Origin of the sequence: Nocardiopsis synnemataformans, from assembly GCF_965343085.1 — a bacterium.
GTDB classification, from domain to species: domain Bacteria; phylum Actinomycetota; class Actinomycetes; order Streptosporangiales; family Streptosporangiaceae; genus Nocardiopsis; species Nocardiopsis alborubida.
Map to the genome: position 1 here is coordinate 67,157 of NZ_CBDRFA010000028.1, position 17,174 is coordinate 84,330.

19 protein-coding genes and 1 tRNA gene are annotated in these 17,174 nt (G+C 71.7%); 11 read left to right on the top strand and 9 right to left on the bottom strand.

The annotated features are described in order from the left end of the window. The 4 genes from mscL to ACSIH6_RS17785 form a co-directional block, all read right to left on the bottom strand. Positions 1 to 408, bottom strand: a complete 408-nt coding sequence (gene mscL, locus ACSIH6_RS17770) for a large conductance mechanosensitive channel protein MscL (protein WP_435109429.1) — start codon at positions 406 to 408, stop codon at positions 1 to 3. A 106-nt stretch (positions 409 to 514) separates the two neighbouring features. Beyond that, complete coding sequence (locus ACSIH6_RS17775) at positions 515 to 1,171, bottom strand: SAF domain-containing protein (protein WP_435109430.1); 657 nt, start codon at positions 1,169 to 1,171, stop codon at positions 515 to 517. 114 nt (positions 1,172 to 1,285) lie between these two features. Continuing rightward, positions 1,286 to 1,654: an FmdB family zinc ribbon protein gene (locus ACSIH6_RS17780; protein ID WP_435109431.1), complete on the bottom strand. Its 369-nt coding sequence runs from the start codon at positions 1,652 to 1,654 to the stop codon at positions 1,286 to 1,288. 209 nt (positions 1,655 to 1,863) lie between these two features. Next, complete coding sequence (locus tag ACSIH6_RS17785; protein ID WP_435109432.1) at positions 1,864 to 2,508, bottom strand: 5-formyltetrahydrofolate cyclo-ligase; 645 nt, start codon at positions 2,506 to 2,508, stop codon at positions 1,864 to 1,866. A gap of 157 nt (positions 2,509 to 2,665) precedes the next feature. Here ACSIH6_RS17785 and galU point away from each other — a divergent pair, with 157 nt between their 5' ends. The 8 genes from galU (at position 2,666) to ACSIH6_RS17825 (ending at position 9,237) form a co-directional block, all read left to right on the top strand. After that, complete coding sequence (galU, locus tag ACSIH6_RS17790; protein WP_435109433.1) at positions 2,666 to 3,604, top strand: UTP--glucose-1-phosphate uridylyltransferase GalU; 939 nt, start codon at positions 2,666 to 2,668, stop codon at positions 3,602 to 3,604. 138 nt (positions 3,605 to 3,742) lie between these two features. Continuing rightward, entirely contained in the window at positions 3,743 to 4,975 is a 1,233-nt protein-coding gene (glp, locus tag ACSIH6_RS17795; RefSeq protein ID WP_435109434.1) for a molybdotransferase-like divisome protein Glp, read from the top strand. A 139-nt stretch (positions 4,976 to 5,114) separates the two neighbouring features. Continuing rightward, positions 5,115 to 5,624 (top strand): cyclic pyranopterin monophosphate synthase MoaC, encoded by a 510-nt coding sequence (gene moaC / locus ACSIH6_RS17800; RefSeq protein WP_150251742.1) that lies wholly within the window; start codon positions 5,115 to 5,117, stop codon positions 5,622 to 5,624. Next, a complete protein-coding gene (locus ACSIH6_RS17805; RefSeq protein WP_435109435.1) occupies positions 5,617 to 6,135 on the top strand; it encodes a MogA/MoaB family molybdenum cofactor biosynthesis protein in 519 nt (172 codons plus the stop codon). Before moaC ends, ACSIH6_RS17805 begins: the two co-directional genes overlap by 8 nt. 250 nt (positions 6,136 to 6,385) lie before the next feature. Next, on the top strand, positions 6,386 to 7,105 hold the full coding sequence (locus tag ACSIH6_RS17810; protein ID WP_435109436.1) for a GNAT family N-acetyltransferase: 720 nt from the start codon (positions 6,386 to 6,388) through the stop codon (positions 7,103 to 7,105). A 395-nt stretch (positions 7,106 to 7,500) separates the two neighbouring features. Next, complete coding sequence (gene sepX / locus ACSIH6_RS17815) at positions 7,501 to 8,148, top strand: divisome protein SepX/GlpR (protein ID WP_435109437.1); 648 nt, start codon at positions 7,501 to 7,503, stop codon at positions 8,146 to 8,148. A 119-nt stretch (positions 8,149 to 8,267) separates the two neighbouring features. Next, positions 8,268 to 8,341, top strand: a tRNA-Ala gene (locus ACSIH6_RS17820). 275 nt (positions 8,342 to 8,616) lie between these two features. Then, entirely contained in the window at positions 8,617 to 9,237 is a 621-nt protein-coding gene (locus ACSIH6_RS17825; protein ID WP_435109438.1) for a TetR/AcrR family transcriptional regulator, read from the top strand. Positions 9,238 to 9,478: 241 nt separating this feature from the next. Here ACSIH6_RS17825 and ACSIH6_RS17830 read toward each other — a convergent pair whose 3' ends face one another. After that, complete coding sequence (locus ACSIH6_RS17830) at positions 9,479 to 10,204, bottom strand: response regulator (RefSeq protein ID WP_435109439.1); 726 nt, start codon at positions 10,202 to 10,204, stop codon at positions 9,479 to 9,481. A 1,150-nt stretch (positions 10,205 to 11,354) separates the two neighbouring features. Here ACSIH6_RS17830 and ACSIH6_RS17835 point away from each other — a divergent pair. Continuing rightward, complete coding sequence (locus ACSIH6_RS17835; protein ID WP_435109440.1) at positions 11,355 to 11,957, top strand: hypothetical protein; 603 nt, start codon at positions 11,355 to 11,357, stop codon at positions 11,955 to 11,957. Positions 11,958 to 12,014: 57 nt separating this feature from the next. Here the strand turns inward: ACSIH6_RS17835 and ACSIH6_RS17840 are convergent, their stop codons facing one another. The 4 genes from ACSIH6_RS17840 to ACSIH6_RS17855 all read right to left on the bottom strand — a co-directional run bounded on the left by ACSIH6_RS17840 (position 12,015) and on the right by ACSIH6_RS17855 (position 15,006). Then, positions 12,015 to 12,323, bottom strand: coding sequence for a sec-independent translocase (locus tag ACSIH6_RS17840; protein ID WP_013155081.1), 309 nt, complete (start codon positions 12,321 to 12,323; stop codon positions 12,015 to 12,017). 347 nt (positions 12,324 to 12,670) lie between these two features. Next, positions 12,671 to 12,874 carry a cold-shock protein gene (locus tag ACSIH6_RS17845; RefSeq protein WP_061079964.1) on the bottom strand — a complete coding sequence of 68 codons (204 nt, stop codon included), beginning with the start codon at positions 12,872 to 12,874 and terminating at the stop codon, positions 12,671 to 12,673. A 310-nt stretch (positions 12,875 to 13,184) separates the two neighbouring features. Continuing rightward, positions 13,185 to 14,819 (bottom strand): dolichyl-phosphate-mannose--protein mannosyltransferase, encoded by a 1,635-nt coding sequence (locus ACSIH6_RS17850; protein WP_435109441.1) that lies wholly within the window; start codon positions 14,817 to 14,819, stop codon positions 13,185 to 13,187. Positions 14,820 to 14,847: 28 nt separating this feature from the next. Next, the gene (locus tag ACSIH6_RS17855; RefSeq protein WP_435109442.1) at positions 14,848 to 15,006 is read right to left on the bottom strand and encodes a hypothetical protein; all 159 of its coding nucleotides are present in this window, start codon (positions 15,004 to 15,006) and stop codon (positions 14,848 to 14,850) included. Positions 15,007 to 15,487: 481 nt separating this feature from the next. Here ACSIH6_RS17855 and rsmI point away from each other — a divergent pair, with 481 nt between their 5' ends. Both rsmI and ACSIH6_RS17865 read left to right on the top strand, forming a co-directional pair. Then, a complete protein-coding gene (gene rsmI, locus ACSIH6_RS17860; protein ID WP_435109443.1) occupies positions 15,488 to 16,366 on the top strand; it encodes a 16S rRNA (cytidine(1402)-2'-O)-methyltransferase in 879 nt (292 codons plus the stop codon). 88 nt (positions 16,367 to 16,454) lie between these two features. Continuing rightward, positions 16,455 to 17,117, top strand: coding sequence for an AIM24 family protein (locus tag ACSIH6_RS17865; protein WP_435109444.1), 663 nt, complete (start codon positions 16,455 to 16,457; stop codon positions 17,115 to 17,117). Positions 17,118 to 17,174: the final 57 nt, after the last annotated feature.

The following is a 17,174-nucleotide window of genomic DNA, read 5'->3' on the forward strand; positions in this document are numbered from 1 at the left end:
TCAGGCGGCGGTCTCGGGCACCACCTCGCTGGTGCAGTGGGCGCAGCGGGTCGCCTTCTTGCTGATCTCCGTGCAGCAGTGCGGGCACTCGCGCGTGGTGGCCTCCTCGGCCTTGACGAAGCGCTCCACCACCTTGGCGACGGGCAGTACCACGAAGAAGTACAGGATCGCCGCGGTGATCAGGAACGAGATCAGCGCGTCGACGAACGCCCCGTACAGGAACCGGCTCCCGTTGATCTCGAAGTAGAGGTCCCCGAAGGTGGGAACCCCGCCGAAGATGCCGATCAGCGGGGTGATGAACCCCTCGGTGAACGCGGTGATGAGGTTGGCGAAGACCGCGCCGATCACGACCGCGACCGCCAGCTGCACCAGGTTGCCCTGGAGCAGGAACTTCTTGAAGCCTTGCATGGATACAAGCCCTACATACTCGTGGTGTCCGTACGGGCGCCGCAGCGGGATTCCCCTGGTGGGAGCCCGCGGCGCCCGGCCAGCTTTGCCCACCGGAGGTCGCCGGTCAACCGCGGATGGTGATGGACAGCCGTGAGTCGGCCGCGTGGCCCGCCAGGCTCCTGGCCTCGACGGGTGTGGCCGCGATGACGATCAGCGCGCCGCCCTCCCCGCCGCCCGAGGAGTCCTCCTCCGGGAGGGCCAGGACGGGGCGGTCGCTGGCCACCTCCACGGCGGGGCCCGCGCGGGCGGGCGCGAGGTCGTCGCGCCCTCTGGCGGCGAGGACGTCCACCCGGCTGCCGGGGGAGAGCAGGCCCACCGCGCCGGGGTCGGCCACCCGCACCGGGACGGCGACCAGGCCGGGACCGTAGGGCCGCGCGGGAGGGTCGGCGAGCCGGGCGTCGGTGATCACCTCTCCCCGGCGCACCGGGGCGTTGAGGCGGAGCCCCGCGGTCGCGGTGTCGGCCGCGAGCGCGCCGCCAGGCACGGAGTCGGCGGGCAGGTCCCGGGCGGTGAGGTCGCCGTCGGTGAGGGGGTCCGTCGCACCGAGGTCGCGGGAGGCGACCAGGACACGGGAGGTGGGCACGGGAGGAGGGCGTACGGCCAGGACGGCGCTGAGGAGCGCGGCGGCGGCCAGGAGGGCGGCGACGACGCGCCGGTGCCGGTCCAGGAGCCGGGTGAGCGCGCGACGGTGCCGGTAGGGGAGGGGCGCGGCGTTGTTCATACCCTCAACGCTAGGTCGCGGAGGGGCCGTTCGGAGGTTGTCCACAGGCCCGATCACACGGGCCGCGCGCCGCCGAGGGATCGGCGGCGCGGTGGCGGTCAACGGTCCGGCGGATCAGCCCGTCGCGGCGGTGGCGCTGGTGCTGCTGGCCTTGCTCGTGGTGCTGTTGCCGCTGCTGGTGTCCGAGGAGGAGCTCTTGGCGTCCGAGGAGGTGGACGAGGCGGAGGAGGAGTCGGTGGAGCCCGAGTTCCCGCCGTCCTTGCCCTCACCGGAGCCCGAACCGGTCAGCACGGAGCTGTTGGAGGACTTGCCGCTGTCGGTGCGGTAGAAGCCGGAGCCCTTGAAGACGATGCCCACGGCGGAGTACACCTTGCGCAGGCGGCCCTCGCACTCGGGGCAGACGGTCAGCGCGTCGTCGCTGAAGCTCTGCACGACCTCCATCTGGGCGCCGCACTCGGTGCACGCGTACTGGTACGTAGGCACTGTTCGGGTCCTCCTTGCTGGCACTCTCGCCCGTTGACTGCTAAATAGTACGCGCTCGCCGACCGGAGCCGTGACAGGGCCTCTCCCACGGAGATCGGTGCGGGGGTGCACGCGGCCGGGCGCCGGGCGCCGCCGGAGCGCGACCGCCAGCGACAACGCCCCCGGCGTTCGGGTTAATCCCGCCTTGTGCGTCGTCCCGCCCCTCCCGCTCAGCTCCGCCCGCTCAGCCGGTCCCGTTCAGCCGGTCCGCCCGGCCACACCCCCGTGCCGAGGACCCGCACCCCGCCGGACGGGGTGACCACGGCGTCCACGGGCCGGTCGTGCGACTCGGCGGGCAGCGACTCCACGAACTCCTCGTCGTGGACCAGGGCTATCGCCGGCGTGTGCGGGCCCTTGCGGGCCAGCGCGCGGTCGTAGCACCCGGCGCCGCGCCCCAGGCGCGTCCCCCGCCGGTCCACGGCCAGGGCCGGGCAGACCACCGCGTCGGCCCGGGCCAGCGCGTCGGGCCCGTAGCGGTGGCCCACGGGTTCCAGCAGCCCGTGCCCGGCCGGGGCCAGGGAGTCCGGCCCGTCGAAGGCCGCCCAGTCCAGCTCGCCGCCGGGCGGGAACACGGGCAGCAGCACGTAGGCGCCGCGCTTCCACAGCGCCGCCACCAGCTTGCGGGTGTCGGGCTCGCCGCCCACGGAGTAGTAGCAGGCGACCGTTCCGCCCATGGCCAGCCACGGGACGTCCAGTAGCGCGTCGCGGACCGCCGACCCGGCCCGGGAGCGCTCCTCGGGGCTCCGGGCGCGCCGCCGCTCCAGGAAACCCCTCCGCAGCCCGGCCTTGGCCTCACGCAGCTCGCTCTCGCCCATGGCCCCAGTGTGGCACCGCCCGGCCCCGGCCGGATGCCCCGTGCGGTGAACACGCGGTGGCGGTCCGCCCTCCGCCGCCCGAAACCGTCGGGACTTCTTGGCGCCCTCCTGGGTGTGGAGACGCTGAGACGGCCGACCGCTGCCCTAAAGTGCCGACATGAACGACTCCACCGACCAGAAGCGACCCTCCGGTTCCGTGTCCGTCACGAAGGCGGTCGTACCCGCCGCGGGCCTGGGCACGCGTTTCCTGCCCGCGACCAAGGCCACGCCCAAGGAGATGCTGCCGATCGTGGACAAGCCCGCGATCCAGTACGTCGTGGAGGAGGCGGTGGCCGCCTCCCTCCAGGACGTCCTGATGATCACGGGTCGCAGCAAGCGCTCCATCGAGGACCACTTCGACCGGGCCTACGAGCTGGAGGAGGCGCTGGAGGCCAAGGGCGACGACGCGCGGCTGCGCTCGGTGCGCGAGTCCAGCGACCTCGCCCAGGTGCACTACGTCCGCCAGGGCGAGCCGCGCGGCCTGGGCCACGCGGTGCTGTGCGCGGAGGCGCACGTGGGCGACAACCCCTTCGCCGTCCTGCTGGGCGACGACCTCATCGAGTCCGCCGACCTGCTGTGCCGCATGATCGAGGTGCGCGAGCGTCACGGCGGCAGCGTCGTCGCCCTCATGGAGGTGGAGCCCGAGCAGGTGTCCCTGTACGGGTGCGCGGGCATCGAGCCCACCGACGAGGAGGACGTCGTCACCGTCACCGACCTGGTCGAGAAGCCCACCCCCGAGCAGGCGCCGAGCCGCTGGGCGATCATCGGCCGCTACGTCTGCGACCCGGCGGTCTTCCCCGTCCTGCACGAGACCCCGCCCGGCCGGGGCGGTGAGATCCAGCTGACCGACGCCCTGCGCGAGCTGGCCCGGCGCAAGCCCGAGGACGGCGGCACGGTGCACGGCGTCCTCTTCCGCGGCCGCCGCTACGACACCGGCAACAAGGCCGACTACATCCGCACGGTCGTGGACTTCGCCTGCCGCCGCCCCGACCTCGCCGACGAACTGCTGCCCTGGCTGCGCGACTTCGTCGACCGTGCGCAGGCCCAGCGCCCCTGACCGGGAACGCCCGAGCGCCCCGACCGGGGCCCGGCGCACCGCACGCGGGGCCGGACGCGGCGAGAATGGGGCGTGAGCCGTCTCCTGAGGGAGGGGAGGCGGGGCCACCAAAGGAACCGCGAACCGGGAGGAACCCCCGTGAAGAGCGTCGAACAGCACGTCGCCGATGTCCTGGCACTGATCCCCGATCCCGTGCCGACCGAGCTGGACCTGCTCCAGGCACACGGCGCCGTGCTGGCCGAGGCCGTCACCTCGCCCGTGTCGCTGCCGGGCTTCGACAACTCGTCCATGGACGGGTACGCGGTGCGCGCCGCGGACCTGGAGTCGGCCTCGCCGGACAACCCCGTGCGGCTGCCGGTCGTCGCCGACATCCCGGCGGGCGACCCCTCCCCGACCGCGGTCCTGCCGGGCAGGTCGGCCCGGATCATGACCGGCGCGCCCATGCCCTCGGGAGCCGACGCGGTGGTCCCGGTCGAGTGGACCGACGGCGGCACGGCCAGGGTGACCTTCGACCGGCCGGTGAAGGCGGGCAACGCCGTGCGCCGCGCGGGGGACGACGTCACCGCGGGCGCCACCGTGCTACGGCCCGGCGTGCGCGTCGGCCCGGGGGAGATGGGCGTCCTGGCGGCCGTCGGGCGCCGCTCGGTGCCCGTCTACGCCCGCCCCCGTGTGATGGTGCTCTCCACCGGCGAGGAGCTGGTCGAGCCCGGGCGCCCGCTCGGCCCCGGCCAGATCTGGGAGTCCAACAGCTTCATGATCGCCGCCGCCGCGCGCGACGCCGGGTGCGAGGTGCACCGCCACGGGTTCGTGGGCGACCACCCGCAGACGGTGCGCGACACGCTGGAGGACCTGCTGGTGCGCGCCGACATCGTGGTGACCACGGGCGGGGTGAGCATGGGCGCCCACGACGTGGTCAAGGAGGTGCTCACCCGTGAGGGCACCGTGGAGTTCACCCAGGTGGCGATGCAGCCGGGCAAGCCCCAGGGCTTCGGCGTGATCGGCCCGGACCGGACCCCCATCGTCACGCTGCCCGGCAACCCGGTGAGCGCCTTCGTGTCCTTCCAGGTCTTCGTCCGGCCCGCGCTGCGCCGTCTGCGCGGACTCGACCCCCGGCCGCTGCCGAGCATGCGCGCCCTGCTCACCTCGCCGGTCACCTCCCCGCCCGGGCGCCGCTCCTTCCTGCGGGCGGTGCTGGAGGAGTCCCCCTACGGACGCGACGCCGAGTCCACGGTGTCCCCGGCGCTGCACCAGGGCTCGCACCAGCTGTCCGCCCTGGCCGGGGCCAACGCGCTCGTGGTGGTGCCCGAGGAGGTGACCGAGCTGGCCGCGGGCAGCCGCGTCGAGGTGGTGCGCCTGCCCGAACCGGCCTGAGCCGCGCCCGCCCGAACCCGCGGACCTGTGGACGGGGAGCGTCCGAAAGTGCCGTACCGTCGTGGTGGCGCGCTCCGGCGCGCCCGGACGCGGCCGCCCGGCCGCGTCCCGCGTTCCGAGCGGAGGAGTTGGCGGACCCATGACCGACACCCCACGGCGTGAGGGGGCCGACCACCCCTCCGGGTTCACCCACCTGGACGGATCCGGCGCCGCGCGCATGGTCGACGTCTCGCAGAAGACGGTGAGCGCGCGCACCGCCACCGCGTCGGGCCGGGTGCTGCTCGGCTCCGAGGCCGTCGCCGCCCTGCGCGGGGGAGAGGTCCCCAAGGGCGACGCCCTGGCCGTCGCCCGGATCGCCGGGATCCAGGCGGCCAAGCGCACCCCCGACCTGGTGCCCCTGTGCCATCCCATCGCCGTGCACGGCGTGGACGTGGACCTCACCGTCGTGGACGAGGGCGTGGACATCCGCGCCACGGTCCGCACCGCCGACCGCACCGGCGTGGAGATGGAGGCGCTCACCTGCGTCATGGCCGCCGCCCTCGGGCTGGTGGACATGGTCAAGGCGATCGACCCCGGGGCCGAGGTCACCGGGGTGCGCGTCGAGGAGAAGACCGGCGGCAGGAAGGGCCACTGGAGGCGTGGTGACTGAGGCCGGCCCCCCCGTCCTCCGCGTCGCGGTCGTCACGGCGTCCAACCGGGCGGCGGCGGGCGTCTACCCGGACCGCTCCGGACCGGTCGTCGCCGAGGGACTGCGCGGAGTCGGCTGCGCGGTCGTGGGGCCGTGGGTGGTCCCCGACGGCGAACCGGTGGCACAGGCCATCGGCCGCGCCCTGGACGAGCGGCTCGACGCCGTCGTCACCACCGGGGGCACCGGGCTGACCCCGCACGACCACACGCCCGAGGTGACGCGCGCGCTGCTGTCCTACGAGATCCCCGGGATCGCCGAGGCGCTGCGTGCGGCGGGCCGGGACAAGGGCGTGCCCACGGCGATCCTGTCGCGCGGCCTGGCCGGGGTCGTCGAGCGCGCGGGGCACCGGATGCTCGTGGTCAACCTGCCCGGCTCCCGGGGCGGTGCCGCCGACGGGATGGAGGTGCTGGCGCCGGTGCTGAGGCACGCGGTGGACCAGCTGCGCGGAGGAGACCACGCCCGCTCTGAATGACACCGGAGAATGACCGGAATCACATCCCGGGCATTCCGACCGTTGAGAATTCCTTGGGGCAGGGCCGGTTTTCGGTACGGAAGTATTGGAGTTAGGAATCATCCGATTCTTGCCCGCTGGGGCGACGACAGCCATGCCGCGTCCCAGGGAGTGGAATACTGGAGCCCGTCACCGGCGACGGCAACCCGACGCCCCGGCGTCCGGTGTCGCACCGCTGGGCTACGGTGCCGAGGGCATCGAAGGGACGGTCGTGAATCGCAGACATGGGTGGCCCGTCACCCTTCAGGAGGGACCGGTCGTACTCCGGCCGCTGCGGCTCCGCGACGCCGCGGCGATCAGGGACACGCGTTCGCGCAACGAGGAGTGGCTGCGTCCCTGGGAGCCCACCTATCCGGAGATGCCACTGCGTACCACCGGGCTCACCCCCTACGTCTCGATGCTCCAGTCCATCCGCCACGAGGCCAGGCAGGGCCTGTCCATGCCCTGGGCGATCCTCTACGACGACAGGTTCGTCGGTCAGATCACGGTGGGGGCCATCGTGTGGGGTTCGGCCAGGTCGGCGCAGGTCGGGTACTGGATCGACAGCGCCCACGCCGGGCTCGGCATCACCCCGACCGCGGTCGCGCTGGCCGTGGACCACTCCTTCTTCCGCGTCGGGCTGCACCGGATCGAGGCCAACGTCCGGCCCGAGAACCGGGCGAGCAGACGCGTGGTCGCCAAGCTGGGCTTCCGCGACGAGGGCGTGCGCAGAAGACAGCTGCACATCGACGGGGCCTGGCGCGACCACATCTGCTACGCGATCACCGCGGAGGAGGTCCCCCGGGGGCTGTTGTACCGGTGGCGCCACGGAACGTCTTCCGGACCGCCCGAGGAGCCCGGTTCCGGCCCCGGTTCCGCTTTGGGGCCACAGGGCCCGAACGGCGGCCGGGATCCGCGCGATCCGGCGAGTCCACACCCGGGGTCGAACTGAACGTGCCAACATCACAGAAGCATCCGGAACTTAAACCTGACTTTAGTGACATTGATTCATTACTTTGCGTTGAATTGGGACTGCGCTCCGCAGTCGTTGGTTGACCTGCACTTTCACCCCCGGGGTCAGGGCGTCCGAAACTGAGAGTCCACAATCTTGCGACACTCCGGTCAGAATGTGGCGCATTTATGGACACGGGGTCGTACCGTGCGGAACATAGACGCATTGACGATGCGGGCAACGCGTGGATATGGCGCACCGGAAACTCCCCGGATCAGGGGAGGGGCGGGGGCGGCGTTCCCCGGCGGGACGTCTCCGTCCCCGGGGGCACCACGCGGCGCGGTGTCGACGAGGTGTCGATCAACGTCCAGTGGCCGTCATCGTGAGGAGGGGTGATGAGCAGCTCTCCTCTGTACCTGGCCATCGTGGTGGTGTGGCTCATAGTCCTGGTGCCGATGCTGCTGCGGAAGGACCCCGTGGGCACCTTCCACGAGGACCAGCGGGAGGACGGGGAACCCGCGGGGACCGAGGACGGGGAGGCCGGGGAGGACGCCGAGGGGCGTGCGGAGGACCCGGACGCCACCGAGACGCGGGTCCTGCGCCGCGACGACCACGTCACCGCCCCGGCGGACGCCCCCGGGTTCCGCGGGGACGCGCCGCGCCCGGGGCGGTACCGCGCCGGGTCCGGACCGCGCGCCCGCGTCATCGCCCGACGCCGCCGTCGCACCACGACGCTGATCCTGGTGAACGCCGCCACCCTCGTGGCCGTGGCCTTCGGGCTGGGGCCCTGGTGGGTGGTCGCCCCGCCGGTGCTGCTGTTCGCCGGACACCTGGTCCTGCTCCGGGAGGCCGCCAAGGCCGACGCCGAGCGCAGGGAAGCGGCCCTGCGGGCACGCCGCAGGGAGGTCCAGCGCGCCCGCCGGGACGAGGCCGAGCGACGGCGCGAGGCCGAGCGCGAGGCCGAGGTGATCGCCCTCAAGGAGCGGCGCAGCCAGGTGTACGACCAGTACGCGGACGCCCGGCTGCGTGCTGCCGGGGACTGACCCGGGTCCGGGCCGCGAGCGGGACGGGGGCGGTCCGAGGTTGGGTCCGGTCCGGGGCCGGACCGGGAAAACCCGGTTCGGACCACTCCGGGTTTCCTGCTAGTCTGGATCTCGTCTTCGGGGCTATGGCGCAGTCCGGTAGCGCACCTCGTTCGCATCGAGGGGGTCTGGGGTTCAAATCCCCATAGCTCCACCGCAGACAGCAAGGCCCCGTCCCACCCGTGGGACGGGGCCTTCGCCGTGTCTGCGGAGGACTTACGGGAGACCCGCGGGCTCCGGGCCGGAGGCGGTGCTGCTGTTCCCTGCGGCGGGCGGTCGTTTCCGGACCGGAGCCCCGAGTGTCACCGGCGAAGCGGCTATCCCCTGTGGCGGGGTGCCGGTACCCGTCCAGCGTACTCCGCGTCTTCGCCGCGGAGTCGGCCCGCAAAATCTTTACAGTGGAAACTTGTCGTCGTAGGGTGCGGGGTCATGGCAGACGGATACCACCACGGGAACCTCAGGGCCGCCGTCCTGGAGAAGGCGGCGGAGGTCATCGCCAGGGAGGGGCCCTACTCCTTCAGCCTGCGCTCGTTGGCGCTCGAACTCGGGGTGAGCCACACCGCCCCCCGGCACCACTTCGGCAGCCGTGAGGGCGTGCTCAACGCCCTGGCCACCGAGGGCTTCCACGAGCTGGCCGCACGGCTGCGGGCCAACCGCGAGTCCGGCGGGGGTTTCCTGGAGGCGGGTGTGGAGTACGTGCGCTTCGCGACCGGCCATCCGGCGCACTTCGACGTGATGTTCACTCCCAGCCTGCTGAGCGGGGACGACGTCGAGCTGAACGCCGCGCGCACGGCGGCCTTCGACGAGCTCCGCGCCGGTGTGGAGTCCCTGGCCGAGGAGGGCCGGGAGGTCGGGGACGCGGCAGCCGCCATGGTCGCGGGCTGGTCGGTCGTGCACGGCATCGCCACGCTCTCCCTCACCGGGAACCTCGAGGGTTCGGGGTTCGGGGACCTGTTCCGCGGCGCCGACCTGCTCACCGTCACCCGCCGCAGCGCCGGACTGCTCTTCGGCCCCTCCTCCGCCGCCCGGGGGCCCTCCGAGGAGGAGTAGGCCCGCCCCGGTCAGCTCCCGGCCGACCACGGGACGCGCGCCGGGCGGTGTCGCGCCTCCCCGGCGTCCGCGTGGGACCCTCCGCGCGCAGAACGCGCCCACGCGGACGCTCCTGGGACTCGTGGTGCTCCTGGGACTCCACGTGGTGCGCCTGGTGCCCAACGGGCTCCAGCGCCCGCCTGGCGGCCGCCCGGGGGCAGCCGCGGGCCGCTCCCGGCGCGACTCCGCCGGGATGCGGGCCTCAGCGCCCGGAGACGTACTCGGCCCGGACGGCGTAGATGGCGGCCTCGGTGCGCGAGTGCACCTGGAGCTTCTCCAGGATCTTGCGGACGTGGTTCTTGACGGTGTTCTCGGTGATGAACAGCCGCTCCCCGATCTCCCGGTTGTTCAGGGAGCGGGCCAGCAGCTTGAGCACCTCGGTCTCGCGCCGGGTCAGCTCGGGGATGGACGCGCGGCTGGGCGGGGCGCTCTCCTGCTTGGCCAGCTCGGCGAACTCCCCGATGAGCTTGGTCGCCATCGCCGGGTTGATGAACGAGTCGCCCTTGACGATGGCGCGCACCGCCTCCGCGAGTTCTGTCACCGAGATGGCCTTGAGCAGGTAACCCGTCGCCCCGGCCTTGAGCGCGTCGAAGAGGTCGCTCTCGTCGTCGCTCATGGTCAGCATGACGAACCTGGTGTGCGGTGCCGCCTCACGGATGCGCGAGCAGGCGTCGATGCCGCTGGTGTGCGGCATCATCACGTCCATGATGACGACGTCCGGACGCAGTTCGGCGGCCAGGCGGACGGCTTCCTCCCCGTCACGCGCCTCGCTGACCACGTCGATGTCGGGCTCCTCGTCCAGGACGGACACCAGACCCCGGCGGAACAGCGCGTGGTCGTCCACGACCATGGCGCGGATCGGGGCGGCCGGAGCGGCGGGCTCCCCGGGGTAGGGGGCCTGGGCGGGAAAGAGGGGGTGTGCGCTCATGGGTTCCCCACCCGTCCCGTCCCTCGCCGCGGAAGCGGGCTCTCGCGCACCGACACCTCGGGTCTGCCCAGGTGGTTGCGGTACGGGCATGTCCAACCGCTGGCCAGGAGGAGAAGGGCCGACCGGGGGAAAGAGATGCGCATGGAGACCTCCTGCTGGGGCTGCCCATTGTCTCATGTGCGCTCAGTGAGCGGGGTGGTAACGAAGGAACTCACCGCCCGCTACCCGGGGCACATCCGCGGGAAACGGTGCGAACGACACCGCGGGGAGGGCCGCGGAAGAGTGCCACCGGCGTGCGCGTCCGGGAAGAGGTAAGTGAGATATTCGGTTTTGTTCGTGACCGAAAAAGGTGCCCTGGGGGCTCCCTCCCCGGAGGCGCGTCCGGGGAGCCGGACCGAAGGCGCCCTGACGCAGAGCCAGCCATGACGCAGAGTCACGATCAGACAGAACGGGTGTCATGGTGCAAAGCTGGGCATAGCTCTGCTTTCCGGCATTCTGTTCGACGGGTTCTCCCTGGTAACGGCCCGTGTTGTTCCGTGGATGCGCTCCCAAGCTCACCGCCGGATATCCCGATTTCACGTTCCGCGGAAATGGGAACGCCGTCGCTCTCCGTTATATTCATGGTGTGGATTTGACCTGGTCGATGTCCTTTTTTGGCGGGCCGCCAAGCCGGGAGGTGTTCTGCCAACGGTAATGGGATCCCTTCTGAGCTGCGGAAACGGGTCAGGATTCGGTTATTTGGACGATGCCCCAGCGGGCTTTGGTGGTGCCCGTGCCATAAAATGATGAACGTTCGTCTACGGGTCTTGCGGACGGAGAGCGCTCTACGCCATTGTGGTTCTGGGATGGGCTGGAAGCCATACGAAAGGTAGATGCCATGACCACGCGCGTTACTACTGCCCGTGACAACGGGTGGGCCTGGCTGTAACCAGCCCGCCGAAAGGGTTCCGCCGAACCCCGGCACAGGGACCCGACCGGACCCCCGAGGACCGGTCGGGTCCTTTCTTCGTTCCCGGTGCCCCCGCCGGCCCGTAACGCCGTCGGAAGGCCCCCGGAACGGGGATTTGACCGGGTGCGGCACCGGGTAGGGATCCGGACACTGATCCCGGCCCCGGCAGGGGGCCACCGCGCGACCGTGAAGGGGCGGACCGTGTCCGACTCCCCGAAGTACCCCGGCGGATACCATCCCGAAGAGTTCCCGCCGCAGGACCCCCCGGCCCCGCCGCAGGACTCCGTGCCCCTGGCGGAGGGCCCCCAGCCCCCGCGGGGATCCGCACCCGTCGGGGGATACGAGCCCCCGCCCCCGGAGCCCCCGCCTCCCGGGCCGCGTGAGACCACGGTGGAACCGGTGGAGGAGGAGCCCGCGGTCGCGGCGGAGCGCTTCCGGCGCACCACTCCGGCACGGCGCAAGGTCATCCCCGCCCGCAGGGGCGGCGGGCACTGGCGGCTGCTCGCGGGAACGGCGACCTACGTGATGGTGGTCGGCGGGATGGCCGACTACGTCGATCCGCAGACCCGCGCGCTCGCCCACCTGGTGTTCTGGCTGCTCATCGGGGCCGCGTTCCTGATCACGCTCAACCGCGAGCGCCGTCACGGCTGGGAGCCGGGCGTGCGCTGGCCCTGGCTGGCCGGGGCCTTCGGCGGAGCGTTGGCGGTGGAGGTCCTGGTCCTGGCCTTCGGGTCCCCGGCGATCATCGTCGGCTCGGTGATCCTGCTGGGCCTGGCACTGTTCGTGCTCATGCTCGTGGGATGAGGCCGCGGGACCGGCGCCGGGGGCGGGGGAGGGGGAGGGGTGTGGCCGGGGTCGGCGTCAGGTGGCCTCGTCGTCGAAGGGAGGGCGCTTGCCGTTCAGCCGGGCCACGGGCTTGCTCTCCTGCTCCTCTTCCTCCCAGAAGTGCTTCTGCACGAAGCGCCGGGGGTTGAGGTCCTGCACGTCGAAATCCTTGAACTCCGGGCCGAGCCCCTCCCGGATGTCGTTGGAGGCGGAGTTGGCCATCGTCCGCAGCTGGCGCAGCACCCTGCCCACCTGCTGGGCCGCCTTGGGCAGCTGGTCCGGGCCGAAGATCAGCAGCGCGAGCAGGAGGAGGACGACGAACTCTCCTCCGCTGATGTTGAACATGCGCGACCTCAGTCCTTCGGTGTACCGACCGGCTTCAAGCAGGTTAACCGGTATCGGGGGGCTTGGGTAACCCTGCCCCGGCCGTCCGGAGGGGGTGGACGCGGACCAGCCCCCCGCTCGACGAGCGGAGGGCTGGGTACAGGCGCTCCCGGTGTCATCCGGGGTCGAATCCGGCTCCGGGGCCCGGTGCGGGGCCGTCGGGCGGAGCGCCCCGGTTCGGGGCCGGGAAGGTCGTTGGACGACACCCGGTCCCGGCTGCTCGGGTGTGCCGGTAAGTAAGGGAACGCGGACGCGGACGGTGCCGTCGGGCGACCGTGGATTCCGCCGACCGCGTGGAAAGGACGACTCTAGACCGCTCTGACGTCGGCGGCCTGCGGGCCCTTGGGGCCCTGGATGATGTCGAACGTGACCTTCTGGTCCTCTTCCAGGTTCCGGAAGCCGGTGCCCGTGATCGCCGAGTAGTGGACGAACACGTCGGGCTGGCCGCCCTCGACGGCGATGAACCCGAAACCCTTCTCAGAGTTGAACCACTTCACGGTGCCCTGAGCCATGTGCTCTCCCTTGGGGACTACTGCGGGGCCGCACCCTGCTGGCCCCGGGCCGCCGGGCGCCTGACCGACGGGTGAATCCCGCATCGACGAGCGCCCACGTGAAGTTCCGCGAGGCGCCCCGGGCATCCATGGAAACTACAACAGCAACCAGTCGCTGACATTACCAGGGAGGGTGCTGCCCTGCCGAGGCTTTCCACGCGGGAATCGCGCTCTTTCCCTGTCCTGTTTCGGCTACTCGTAACTGTTGATTTCCGTCCGCCGGACCACTAATGGAGCGCGGCCGAACACGGATACGTCGGGGCGCCGTTCGCTAACCGCCGTTGCCGTAGACCCACACGTCGAACCACAGGCGTTCGCGCCACATCCCCTCGTCGATCGGATACGCCGACAACACCGGGTAGAAGTAGGCGAAATTGGCCACGATCAACAGCAGGACCACGCCGTAGACGATGCCGCCCACCGCACGCGTGTAGGGGGCGAAGCGCGGACTGTCCTCCCCCGCCCCCATCGCCAGACCCAGCGCCAGCACGATCGCCAGGACCAGGAAGGGCAGCAGCGGAGCGGCGTAGAACAGGAACATGGGCCGGTCCGGGTAGGCGAACCACGGCAGCCACCCCGCGGCCACGGCCAGCAGCACCGCCCCGGCGCGCCAGTCGCGGAAGGTCACCCACCAGCCGAGCATCACCGTCAGCGCGAGCAGGCTGGACCACCAGATGACCGGCGTGCCGATGGAGACCACCGAGGTGACGCAGTCGCCCGTGTCGCACGAGGCGACCTCGCCGTTGTAGTGGAACATCACCGGGGTGCGCATGACCAGCCACTCCCACGGCGCGGAGATGTAGGCGTGGTCGCTGGTCAGGTCGGTGTGGAAGGTCATCATCCGCCGGTGGTAGTCCACCAGGCTCCACAGCGCCTCCACCGGTTCCCGCAGGAGACCGGGCACCCATTCGGGTATCAGACCGTCCGCGAAGTCGCGGTTGTAGCCGCCGCGGGTGAACAGCCACCCCGACCACGAGACCAGGTAGACGACCCCCGCGACCACCACGGTCTGCACGAACGCCGGGACGGCGTCGATGCCCAGCCACCGCCAGAAGAAGCGGCGCTGGCCGACGCTGCTGCGGGCCCCGTAGTCCCACGCCACCGTGAGCAGGCCGAACGCCGCGACGAAGAAGAGGGCCGACCACTTGGTGCCCACCGCCAGACCGAAGCACAGCCCGGCCGCCAGCCGCCACCAGCGCATTCCCAGCCAGCCCACCGCCGCCAGGTCCCCTCCCGCCTCCGCCAGGCGGGCCAGCCGCTCCCGGGTGCTGTCCCGGTCGATCACCAGGCACGCGAACCCGGCCAGGATCCACAGGGTGAGGAAGATGTCCACCATGGCGATGCGGCTCAGCGTGAAGTGCAGGCCGTCCAGCGCCATGATCAGCCCCGCCGTGCAGCCCAGCAGCACCGAGCGCGTCAGCCGGGTGGCCAGCCGCACCAGGATGAGGACCGAGAGCACCCCGGCCACGGCGGAGGCGAACCGCCAGGCCTCGGGGGTCATGGTCGTGCCGAACGGCAGGAGCGACCACAGCCAGTCGCCCAGGGCGATCATCCACTTGCCCACCGGCGGGTGCACGATGAAGTCGCCCGCGCCGGTGAAGATGTCCTGGTACCCCTGGGCGAGCAGGTCGTCGGCCTCGACGGGCTCCTCGACGGTCTCGTGCTCGTAGCCGAAGTTCCAGAGCCCGTAGGCGTCCTTGGCGTAGTAGGTCTCGTCGAAGTAGATCCGGTCGGGCTGACCGAGGTTGACGAACCTCAGCGCTCCGGCGAACAGCGCGACGGCGAAGGCGCCCAGCCAGCCCAGCCAGCGGGGCGCGGGGTTGGCGGGCAGGAAGCGGGCGCGGATCCGCGCCGACCGCGGCGGGGACGAGGGCTCTGCCCCGGAGAAAGGTGCGGTGGTGGTCATCGGGTGTACGGGGTGGATACTCCCGCCCTCAGGCGGTGGAGGGAGCCCCTGCCTCCTTCTGGGTGGTGTAGCCGTAACCGTCCGCCCGCTGGAGCAGACGCAGGTTCTTCCATGAGGTCTTGACCGGCCCGTGCGGGGTTTGCAGGGTGTGGCTCCCGCTCTCGGTGCCGATGCCACTGCTGTGCACCGCGACACGACCGGTGTGTGTCCCCGCCTGTCCGCCCGACGGCACGGTCGCTCGGGCCAGGTCCCCGGCCCTTACGGGAACGGGGACGACGTACCCGACGCCAGGTGGGACACCGGGCGTCTCCCCTCGCGCGTGTTCCACACCGGCTGCCACGAGAACGCGGCCTCCGTGCTCCGTTTCGTCCCTGTCCCCGGGGGTGACCACTGACCCGTGTTCCAGAGCAGGCCGCTGAGGAAGCACGGCCTGGTGGGTCTTCTCACCTGTGTGAAACGTAGCCAACGGGTCACCTCCCTGGTGTTGGCTGGTGCTGGTAACGGCAGGCCCCCGACCCGGGGGTCGAAAGCCCCGCCTTCAAGCGGGGAACCCGTTACCTCGGCTCGTAGGTTGGGGTCGGAGATGGTTGTCCTTTGCGGACGGACCACGAAACCAGGTTTCGGATGGCGTGATGAGCCAACCGTAGCGCGACAGGACGGGGATCACAGTGGTTGAGGGTGGAGCTGGGACGAGTGGGGGGACGGGGATCCTGACGCTCGCCGGTGTGCCCATCGGGAACGTGGAGGACGCGCCGCCCAGGCTGCTGCGCGCCCTGGAGGGCGCCCGCGTCATCGCGGCCGAGGACACCCGAAGGCTACGCCAGTTCGCCTCCCGTGCGGACGTGCGCCTGGGCGGGGACGCGGGTGCCCGCGTCGTGTCCTACTACGACGCCAACGAGAGCCGCCGTACCGACGAGCTGCTCGGCGACCTGCGCGCGGGGAGCGACGTCCTCGTCGTCACCGACGCCGGGATGCCGGGGGTGTCCGACCCCGGCTACCGGCTGGCCGCCGCCTGCGCCGGGGAGGGCATCCCGGTGACCGCCATCCCGGGGCCGTCCGCCGTCACCACGGCGCTCGTGGTCTCGGGCCTGCCCACCGACCGGTTCTGCTTCGAGGGCTTCCCGCCGCGCAAGGGCCTGTCGGGCTACCTGGCCGACCTGGCGGCCGAGCGCCGCACGATGGTGTTCTTCGAGAGCCCCCACCGCGTCGCCGCCACCTTGGAGGCGATGGCCGCGGCCTTCGGCGCCGACCGCCGCGCAGCCGTGTGCCGGGAGCTGACCAAGACCTACGAGGAGGTGCGCCGGGGCGGCCTCGGGGAGCTGGCGGCCTGGGCCGCCGAGGGCGTGCGGGGCGAGATCTCCCTCGTGGTGGAGGGCGCCCGCCGCGATCCCGGGAAGGTCGGGGACGCCGACCTGGTCGCCGCGGTCTCGGACCTGGAGGAGGAGGGCGTGCGCCGCAAGGAGGCGATCACCCGTGTGGCCAGGGAGTTCGGGGTCCCCAAGCGCAGGGTCTACGACCTGGTGCACGGGATCGTGTCCGCCGACTGACCGAAAACGGCGGGCCCGCTGCGGAACCTTTCCGGTTCTGGAGCGTCTGACCAGGTGAACCAGCCAGACCGTCGATGGGGAACCGTTCATGAGAAGCCACCTCTTCCAGCAGGCCCAGGAGACCAGCCAGCCGGGTATGCACCTCCAGAACCACAAGATGCTCCGGGTGGGCCTCAACGGTGAGTTCTTCGCCAGGCAGGGCGCCATGGTCGCCTACCAGGGCCAGGTCGACTTCTCCTACGAGGGGGCGGGCAGCGTCAGCAAGTTCTTCAAGAAGGCCTTCACCGGCGAGGGGCTGCCGCTGATGAAGGTGTCCGGGCGCGGTGACGTGTTCCTGGCCCGCGACGCCTGGGACGTGCACCTGGTGGACCTGGAGGACGACCACCTCACGGTCAACGGCGACAACGTGCTCGCCTTCGAGGCCGGGCTGAACTGGGACATCCGCCGGGTGGAGGGCGCTGGCATGGCCGCCGGCGGGCTCTTCAACACGGTCTTCAGCGGCCGCGGCAGGGTGGCCATCGCCTGCCACGGCGCCCCGGTGCTGATCAACGTCGACCAGCCGACCTTCGTGGACACCGACTCCGCGGTCGCCTGGTCCAGCTCGCTGAGCACGGGCGTGCGCCGCACGGTCAAGGCGGGCGCGCTCATCGGCCGGGGCAGCGGCGAGGCGCTCCAGCTCTCCTTCGAGGGCCAGGGGTTCGTCCTGGTGCAGGCCTCCGAGGGCGCGCCGGTCGCGGCCCAGACGGCCTGACCCGTCACAGGCGAAGGGCCCGGGGGGAAGCACGTCCCCCCCAGCCCTCCGCCATCC